Here is an 8,115-nt window from a genome sequence, read left to right on the forward strand (position 1 = left end):
CATCGGCGGCATCACGGCGTGGGCGGCGGTAACGGCGTTTTTGCAGATGATCGAGAAAGGCCACATCACGGTGGACGACATTCTGCTGTTGTTTATCTACCTGGAGTTGGGCGCCATGGTCGGCATCTACTTCAAGACCAACCATATGCCGGTGCGCTTTCTGATTTACGTGGCGATTACGGCGCTGACACGGCTCCTGATCTCTGATGTGTCACATCATCAAAGTCCGGATATGGGCGTGGTGTATGTGTCGGGCGCGATCTTGCTGTTGGCCCTGGCGATTCTGGTGGTGCGCTATGCGTCGTCGAATTTCCCCTCGGTGACGCCAAGCAAGACCAAAAGCGAAAGCGCTTCGTCCTCGCGACCGACCGAAGCCGAGGCAGCGGACACCGACTAGGCGCTGTGCTTTTGCGTAGCGATGGCTAACTAAACCGCGGCGTGTTCCAGCTCAATGCGTTGCTGCAGGGAGCGGATCACGTTGCGTAGCCGTTTTTCGTCATTGCGCTGGGCCGGGCTGATCAGCCGTTTGGCCACTACTGTCTGCTCTTCTGACAAGGTCAACATGATGCTGCCATCGAGCCGCTCGATGCTCAGGTTGACGCGGTATTGCGGGTGGAACGCTTCGGTCAGTAACTGAAAGGGATTGTGCATAGTCCATTACCTGTTTGCTAAATAGGGCTGAATACAACTTGGCAGTGGCAGGTAGTTAAAAACAGCCTGGTTTGCACACCAGTTAGGCAAGTCTTGTTATTCAAGTCTTGGTTGTTGACCGGTCGCGCTCGTACAAAGTTCTAGCCTTCGGACAAGAAGTTTTGCGACACCGCTAAACAGCGTAGCCGCCCAGCAAAAAACCTCCAGCTTTCCCTGTGCAATTATTGCAACAGCCTTTGCTGGCCTATTAATGGCCCTGAGTTGTATTGCCCGTTAACGGGGCAAGTGGTTGTTTGCGGTGCACTTTTCGCTTAAACGGCTGTGTGAAATAACGGGTGAAAAGATGGCTGAACCCAAATCAGAACTGCCCAGTCGGATGGATAACGACACTTAGCCTTTCATTCACGACCGCTTGTCGTATTGGATACAAAGTTGGCCCCCGACTTGCGAAGGGAATAGCCAGAGAACTGAACAAACCGAGGTATGAGGCCATGGTTAATCCCTTCAAATACGTCAGCGACTCCTTTAAGGATGAGTTTCTGGTGCGTTTTAGCATCGGCAGCCCGGATGGCAGCGCGATGTTGTCCCTGTCCAACGACAAAGGTCGCGTGGCGCAGCGTATGCTGAGCAGCGATCAGTTGGCGGATGTGGAGAAGCTTGAACAAGTGATCACCAGCATTCGTTTTGGCTTGGCCATTGACCAAGGGCGCGGTTTATCGTGCCTGGGCAAGCTCAGCCCGGCGGCCAATGAAGTGCTGGAAAGCGAGCAGCGCATCTGATTGCAGGGCTTTCCAGGAAAAATAATGAGATGCCCTGAATGGGGTTCGTGACTCTGTATCTTAGATGACATATATTCGCATTTAAGAACCTGTCGCCCATTCAGGTAAGTGCTGTGCCGGCTCAATCTGCGTTTTCCTCCTTTCTTTCTGCGCTTTATCACGACCATCACCGGTGGCTAAACGGCTGGCTGCGGCAACGCACTGACTGCCCGCACAACGCCGCCGACCTGGCGCAGGACACCTTTGTGCGCGTGCTTATGCAGCGCGAAAGCAAAGAGCTGCGCGAGCCGCGTGCTTTTCTGGCGACCATTGCCCGTGGCTTGCTGATTGACCACTACCGCCGCGCCAGCCTGGAGCGTTCTTACCTCGATGCGCTGGCCAATTTGCCGGAACAGGAAGTGCCCTCGCCGGAAACCCGCGCGGTGGTGTTGGAAACCCTGATCGAAATCGACCGCCTGCTCGGCGGCCTTAAGCCGCGGGTGCGTGAGGCGTTTCTGCTGTCGCAACTCGATGGCCTGACGTATCCACAGATTGCCGAGCGCATGGGCTTGTCCATCAGCTCCATCCAGCAATATATGACCCAGGCCTTCAGCCATTGCTACAAGGCCCTGTACCTATGACTGCGCTGAATATGGCCGTGGTTGAGCAAGCCATTGCCTGGCGCGTGCGCTTGGCCTCTGGCACCTGTGCGGCGCAGGAAATCAGTGCCTGCCAGCACTGGCGTGCGCAGCATCCGGATAACGAACTGGCCTGGCAGCGGCTGGATGCCCTGGGCGGTCGCTTTGCTGCGATCACTCCCGGCATCGGTCACGCCACGCTTGATGGTGCGCGCCATGATCCACAACGCCGCCGTGCGCTGAAAGCCTTGGCGCTGCTGATTGCTGCCGGCGGTACCGGCGTAATCGCCAGCCACGGCAGCGGCCTGCAACCCTGGCTGGCGGACCTGCGCACGGGCGTCGGTGAGCGGCGCAAAATCACTTTGCCCGACGGCGGCCGCCTGCACTTGAACGCCAGTACGGCGGTGGATATCCAGTACAGCAGCGAGCAGCGGCTGATCCAACTGTACCAAGGCGAAATCTTTATCGAGACCGCCGCCGACGCACAACGCCGGCTGTTTTGGGTCAGCACCGCGCAAGGCCGTTTGCGCGCCCTCGGCACGCGCTTTCTGGTGCGTGAGCAGGGCCAGCTGTGCGACCTGGCGGTGTATGCCGGCGCGGTGGAAGTGCACCCCGGCAATGGCGCCAACGCCAGTGTGGTCAACCAGGGCTTTCAAGCGCGCTTTAGCGCCGACGGTGTGCAGCCGCTGCAAACGGCCAATAACGAGCGCAGCAGTTGGATCGACGGCGTGCTGGTGGCCCGCGAAATGCGCTTGGGCGATTTCACCGCCGAGCTTAATCGCCAGCGCCAAGGTGTGTTGCGCTGTGACCCAGCGGTGGCCGAGCTACGGATCTCCGGCGTATTTCCCTTGGATGACAGCGAGCGAGCCTTGCAAGCAGTGGCCAGGACGTTGCCCGTGCAAGTGGTGTATCGCACCCGTTGGTGGGTGACGCTGGCGCCGACGTAGGGTGTGCGCACCCGCGATTGGCGTGGTTATGCCGTGGTGCGTACAGCACACCCTACGGGCAATGCCGAGTGCAGCGAACCCGTCTGTTACAACTGTAACCACCCATTTGCTCACGGTTTGATTGCAATTTCCTCGCCGATGTAAATAATTCGCAAAAAGTTCTGCAGGTTTTTCGGATTCGCACGGCCTCCCTTCCGCTAACCACTTTTTCTAGCCGAAGGATTTGTTCATGGCCGTTTTCAGCACGACCCATTCCCTGGCCCGCGCCGTGCGCGTGGCATTGCTTAGCGCCAGCCTGCCGCTGGCGGTGTTGCCCGCTGTGGTCAGTGCGGCGTCGGCGACCCAGGACTACCAGATTCCCGCGGGTTCGCTGGACAGCGCTTTGAACACCTTCGCTCAGCGTGCCGGCGTATTGCTCAGCTTCGACCCGCAGCTCACCGCCGGGCGCAGCAGTGCCGGCCTCAAGGGTGAATACCCGGTGCAGCAGGGGTTTGCCCAGTTGCTGGTAGGTTCGGGGTTACGCGCGGTGCAGTCGGCGGATGGCAGTTTTCGTATTGAACAGGCACCGGTATTAAAGGACGGTCAGGTGGAATTGGGCGAGATCAACATCAACAGCAGCAGCCAGGTCGACTCCGCCGTCGGCCCGGTGGGCAGTTATGTTGCCAAACGCACCCGGGTCGGCACCAAAACCGACGCCTCGATTCTGGAAACCCCGCAATCCATTTCCGTGGTCAGCCGCGAGCAGATGGACGCCCGCGCCGTGACCACCGTGGAAGAAGCCCTGCGTTATACCCCCAACGTCAGCGTGCCCTACGGTTACGACCCGCGTTACGACTGGATGAGCCTGCGCGGCTTCGACTCCAAGAGCTCCACCTTCGTCAACGGCCTGCCGCTGGCGCGCAGCACCTACGGCATCATGCGCCCCGATACCTATTTGCTCGAACGCGTTGAAGTGCTGCGCGGCCCAGCGTCGGTGCTGTACGGCCAAAGCGAGCCGGGCGGGGTGATCAATCTGGTGAGCAAACGGGCGCCGGATACCCCCTTGCATGAAGTCAGCGTGCGCGCCGGCAGCCATGACCTTGGTGAACTAGCCGCAGACTTCGGCGGCCCGCTGGACGACCAAGGCACCTTGGCCTATCGCGTGACCATGCTTGGCAATGACATGAACGGCCAGGTCGACAAAACCGACAACCGCCGCCAAGCCTTTGCCCCGACCCTGACCTGGCGGCCAAACGACGACACTGAGTTGACCGTGCTGGCCACCTATCAGAAAGACGACGGCGACTTCGCCTTCAGCCGCGCTTTCGCCCCCGAGCTGGTACAAGCCTTCCGCCTGCGCGGCAACCGTGACCGTGATTTCTACGAAGGTGACCCGAACTTCAACAAGTTCGAACGCACCCATGCCTCGCTCGGCTACGAGCTGTCCCATCGCCTCAATGACGTGTGGTCGCTGCGCCAGAACCTGCGCTACGAAAACATGAATTACGACTACCGCTACCTGAACAACAACGGCGTGCGCTTCGACGGCCGCACCCTGACGCGCACCTCCAACGTCAAAGACGAACAGTTCAACGCCTGGTCGCTGGATAACCAAGCCGAAGCCAACTTCACCACCGGCCCACTCAGCCACGACCTGCTGCTGGGCAACGACTGGCGCCGCCTGGACAACCACGAAATCAGCCGCCTGGGCACCGGCCCAACCCTGGACCTGTACAACCCGCAGTACGGCCTCAACGTGCCGCTGCCCGCCAAAGATGCTGACAACGACATCATGCGGCGGCAAACCGGCTTCTACGCCCAAGACCAGATCAAGTTCGACGAACACTGGAATCTGCTGCTCGGCGGGCGTTACGACATCGCCAAAAGTGACAGCGATAACAACCTCAACGGCAGCAGCAGTGCCCGTGATGACGAAGCGTTTACCGGCCGTGTCGGCCTGGTCTATGTCGCCGATAACGGCCTGGCGCCCTACGTCAGCTACAGCGAGTCATTTAACCCCACCAGCTCCAGCGACCCGGTAACCGGCAAGCCGTTCGAGCCAGAAACCGGCAAGCAATACGAAGCCGGCATCAAGTACCAGCCAGACGGCGGGCGCAGCTTTATCACCCTGGCGTACTTCGATATCACCAAACAGAACGTGGTCAGCACCAACCCCAACAACCCCACCGACATTCGCCAGATCGGTGAAGTGCGCAGTAAAGGGTTTGAGATTGAAGCGCTGGCCAGCCTGGCTGAAGGCCTGGACCTGACCGCCAACTACAGCCGCACCGACGCGCGCATCCAGAAAAGCGTGAATCCCTGGGAACAGGACGCTCGCCTGCAATACGTACCGCGAGACTCGGCCGGTGCCTGGTTGGACTACACCCAGCCCAGCGGTGTGCTGGCCGGCCTGGGCGTAGGCTTTGGCGCACGGTACACCGGCGAGAGTTCGTACACCGGCCGCAACGCCCTGTTTGGCTTGTACGGCCCGCGCATCATCACCGTGGAAACTGGCGGCTACACGTTGTTTGACGCCAGTGTGCATTACCAAATCGACGGCCTGAAACTGGCGGTAAACGCCAGCAACCTGGCTGACAAGGAATACTACAGCTCGTGCACCGAACAGGCCTGCTACTACGGCTACGGGCGCACGGTAACGGCGAGCGCTACCTATGACTGGTAACGCTGGGCAATAAAGGAGTCCCGTGAGTAACGCTATCTCTACCAAAACCGCTGCCAAGCCCTGGCGTTCCTCGCCGGGCCTGGCCACGGCGTCGCGCATTATCGCGGCCATTTTTGCCGGCTATGGCCTGGCCTACACCAGCACCATGTTTCTGACGGTGTACTTGCCGTTGGTGCGCAGCGACCGCGTGGTGTTTGCCAGCCTGGCGAGCTTTTTCGTCTACGTGGCGGCCATTATCTACGCCTTTGCCGCGCGCTCGGCGACGCGGGCGTGGTTGGTATTGGTGGGGCTCAGCCTGGTGTTGGGTGTGGCCGCCTATGTGGCCGGTGATTTTGGAGCACGGCGATGAGCACGGTGGATAACACAAAAAAAAGCAAAAGCCTGCGCCAAGCCATGGCTGGGCTGCACACCTGGGGTGGCTTGCTGCCGTCCTGGTTGCTGTTTGTGATCCTGTTTGGCGGCAGCATCGCCTGCTTCGACAAAGAGCTGGAAGTGTGGATGCGCCCCGGCCTGCACGAGGTCGGCGAAACCAAGCTAAGTGCCGACCAAGTCAGCGCCTGGCTGCTGGCCAAAGCGCCGAAACCGCCGCACGCGATCTGGATGCGCCCACCTGACGATCGCCAACCCTACTGGCATGCCGGTTACGAGCCGCAAAACGAGCTGGAGCCCTTCGTCAGCTTTGCCCTCGACCCGCAAACCGGCGAGGCACTGCCGGAAACCCTGGGCGGCACCTTTTGGTTCACCCTGCACTACAACCTGTTTGGCGGCATGCTCGGCATGTACATCGTCGCCATTGCCGGCATGTTTATGCTGGTGGCGCTGGTCAGCGGCATCATCATTCACAGGCGCATCTTTAAAGACTTCTTTACCCTGCGCCCCGACGCTAATGGCCAGCGGGCCTGGCTGGATGCGCACAACCTGTTTGGCGTAGTCGGTCTGCCGTTCCACCTGCTGATTGCCTACACCGGCCTGGCGATTTTCGTCAGCTTCTATATGCCGGCGGGGCTCAAGGTCGGCTACAAGGGCGACATCGAAAAGATGTTCTCCGAAGTGCAGGGCCAGTTTGGTCGGGAAGAGCTTAAACGCCGAACCGACCACGCGGTGTCCATCGACCGCTTGATTGCAGACGCCAAAACCCGTTGGGGCGGCGGCGAAACCGGCTGGATCAGCGTGCATCACCCAGGCGACAAAGGCGCTGTGGTGGATATTCGTCGTTACGACCGCTCACGGGTGGTCGACTTCCAGTGGATCATGTCCTACGACGCCACTACCGGCGCCTTTTTGCATGAACAAAAGCCGTACAAACCGGGCTACACCGCCTATGCCTGGCTCACCAACGTGCATATGGCTCAGTTCGGCGGTGCCATTGTCCGCTGGCTGTACCTGGGCCTGGGGCTGATGGGCTGCGCCATGGTCGCCGGTGGCCTGCAAGTGTGGCTGCGCAAGCGTGAAGCCAAAGGTGGTTGGGGCATCGGCTTTGTCCGCGCCATGAACGGCGCGGTGCTCGGCGGCTTGCCGATTGCCAGCCTGGGGCTGCTGTACGGCAACCGGCTGATTCCGTCGACCGTTAACCTGCGCTCGCATTGGGAAGCCTATGTGTTTATTGGCGTGTGGGTGGCCGTGGCGCTGTGGGCGATTGCGCGGCGCAACAGCGGCAAGGTGGGGCGTGATCTGTATGCCGTCGGCGCGGTATTGGCCCTGGGCCTGCCCGCGCTGGACGTGCTCACCGGGCCTGCCGGCGCGCTAAGCGCGGCGATTGCCCGCGGCGACTGGCGCCTGGCGGGCGTCGACCTGACTATTTTCGCCGTCGGTCTGCTCTGCGCCAAACTGGCCTGGTGGCCGGCCAAGGCCAAAGAGCAAGCGCCGGCGCGGAGCAAACGTGCCCGTCGGGAAGAACTGGTAGAGGAGAGCGTCTGATGTTGCTACTGGCGTTCGGCCTTAACTACCTGGGCATGACAGCCCTGTGCCTGGCCATGTCCCGGCACCACAAAGTGCTGCTCAGCGGCGCGCCTTCGCTAGCGCGAACCCGTGGTTTGCGCCTGATTGCGGTGCTGCTGCTGAGCTTGGCCTTTACCTTGAATATGGTCGCGCTGACCGTGGAACTGGGCATCATCACCGGCCTGCTGCAACTGATGCTCGCTGGCTTGACCCTGGGCTTAGTGATGGCCTGGCGCAGCCACTGGGTGCTGCCGCTCAGTGGCCTGTTGCCGCTGAGTGGGTTGTTGGCGTTGTTGGCATAACCCGGCCCCCGTCGTCCCGCGCAGGCGGCGGTTCGACGATCGGGCCCCAGAGTCTCCAGGCGAGCGGGGGCGGCGCGCAGCAGATCACTGTCCTATTCGACATACTGGATCCCCGCCTTCGCGGGGACGACGGTGTGCGTTATAGAACCCCGTCATTCCCGCGCCGGCGGGAATCCAGAATCGCAAGGCATGCGCGATTGCCGCTCCATCGTCTTACCT

General features: G+C 60.7%; 8 protein-coding genes and 1 pseudogene. 8 read left to right on the forward strand and 1 reads right to left on the reverse strand.

The window, feature by feature from the left end:
- Positions 1–397: phosphate-starvation-inducible PsiE family protein (locus AAAB16_RS09555; protein WP_340663120.1), on the forward strand; the 397-nt coding region annotated here is incomplete at its 5' end.
- A 44-nt stretch (positions 398–441) separates the two neighbouring features.
- Here the strand turns inward: AAAB16_RS09555 and AAAB16_RS09560 are convergent.
- A pseudogene (locus AAAB16_RS09560) lies at positions 442–651 on the reverse strand (DUF3509 domain-containing protein); the annotation flags it as partial.
- 491 nt (positions 652–1,142) lie between these two features.
- On the opposite strand from AAAB16_RS09560, the gene AAAB16_RS09565 reads away from it, so the two are divergent.
- From AAAB16_RS09565 to AAAB16_RS09595, 7 genes are all read left to right on the forward strand, one after another.
- Positions 1,143–1,430: a DUF3509 domain-containing protein gene (locus AAAB16_RS09565; protein ID WP_340663121.1), complete on the forward strand. Its 288-nt coding sequence runs from the start codon at positions 1,143–1,145 to the stop codon at positions 1,428–1,430.
- Positions 1,431–1,543: 113 nt separating this feature from the next.
- Positions 1,544–2,050 (forward strand): sigma-70 family RNA polymerase sigma factor, encoded by a 507-nt coding sequence (locus AAAB16_RS09570; RefSeq protein ID WP_340663122.1) that lies wholly within the window; start codon positions 1,544–1,546, stop codon positions 2,048–2,050.
- Positions 2,047–2,994, forward strand: a complete 948-nt coding sequence (locus AAAB16_RS09575) for a FecR domain-containing protein (protein ID WP_340663123.1) — start codon at positions 2,047–2,049, stop codon at positions 2,992–2,994. Before AAAB16_RS09570 ends, AAAB16_RS09575 begins: the two co-directional genes overlap by 4 nt.
- A gap of 229 nt (positions 2,995–3,223) precedes the next feature.
- Positions 3,224–5,656: a TonB-dependent siderophore receptor gene (locus AAAB16_RS09580; protein WP_340663124.1), complete on the forward strand. Its 2,433-nt coding sequence runs from the start codon at positions 3,224–3,226 to the stop codon at positions 5,654–5,656.
- Between the two features lie 79 nt (positions 5,657–5,735).
- Positions 5,736–6,005 (forward strand): DUF3649 domain-containing protein, encoded by a 270-nt coding sequence (locus AAAB16_RS09585; RefSeq protein ID WP_340663127.1) that lies wholly within the window; start codon positions 5,736–5,738, stop codon positions 6,003–6,005.
- Positions 6,002–7,573 (forward strand): PepSY domain-containing protein, encoded by a 1,572-nt coding sequence (locus tag AAAB16_RS09590; RefSeq protein WP_340663125.1) that lies wholly within the window; start codon positions 6,002–6,004, stop codon positions 7,571–7,573. The genes AAAB16_RS09585 and AAAB16_RS09590 overlap by 4 nt, the downstream gene beginning before the upstream one ends.
- On the forward strand, positions 7,573–7,896 hold the full coding sequence (locus AAAB16_RS09595) for a DUF3325 domain-containing protein (protein WP_340663126.1): 324 nt from the start codon (positions 7,573–7,575) through the stop codon (positions 7,894–7,896). Before AAAB16_RS09590 ends, AAAB16_RS09595 begins: the two co-directional genes overlap by 1 nt.
- Positions 7,897–8,115: the final 219 nt, after the last annotated feature.

The sequence above is a fragment of the Pseudomonas sp. genome, from assembly GCF_037994325.1.
Lineage (GTDB): Bacteria > Pseudomonadota > Gammaproteobacteria > Pseudomonadales > Pseudomonadaceae > Aquipseudomonas.

Coding starts and splice junctions, on each gene's coding strand:
- AAAB16_RS09565 (WP_340663121.1), top strand. CDS start 1,143: ATGGTTAATCCCTTCAAATACGTCAGCGACTCCTTTAAGGATGAGTTT.
- AAAB16_RS09595 (WP_340663126.1), top strand. CDS start 7,573: ATGTTGCTACTGGCGTTCGGCCTTAACTACCTGGGCATGACAGCCCTG.
- AAAB16_RS09590 (WP_340663125.1), top strand. CDS start 6,002: ATGAGCACGGTGGATAACACAAAAAAAAGCAAAAGCCTGCGCCAAGCC.
- AAAB16_RS09575 (WP_340663123.1), top strand. CDS start 2,047: ATGACTGCGCTGAATATGGCCGTGGTTGAGCAAGCCATTGCCTGGCGC.
- AAAB16_RS09580 (WP_340663124.1), top strand. CDS start 3,224: ATGGCCGTTTTCAGCACGACCCATTCCCTGGCCCGCGCCGTGCGCGTG.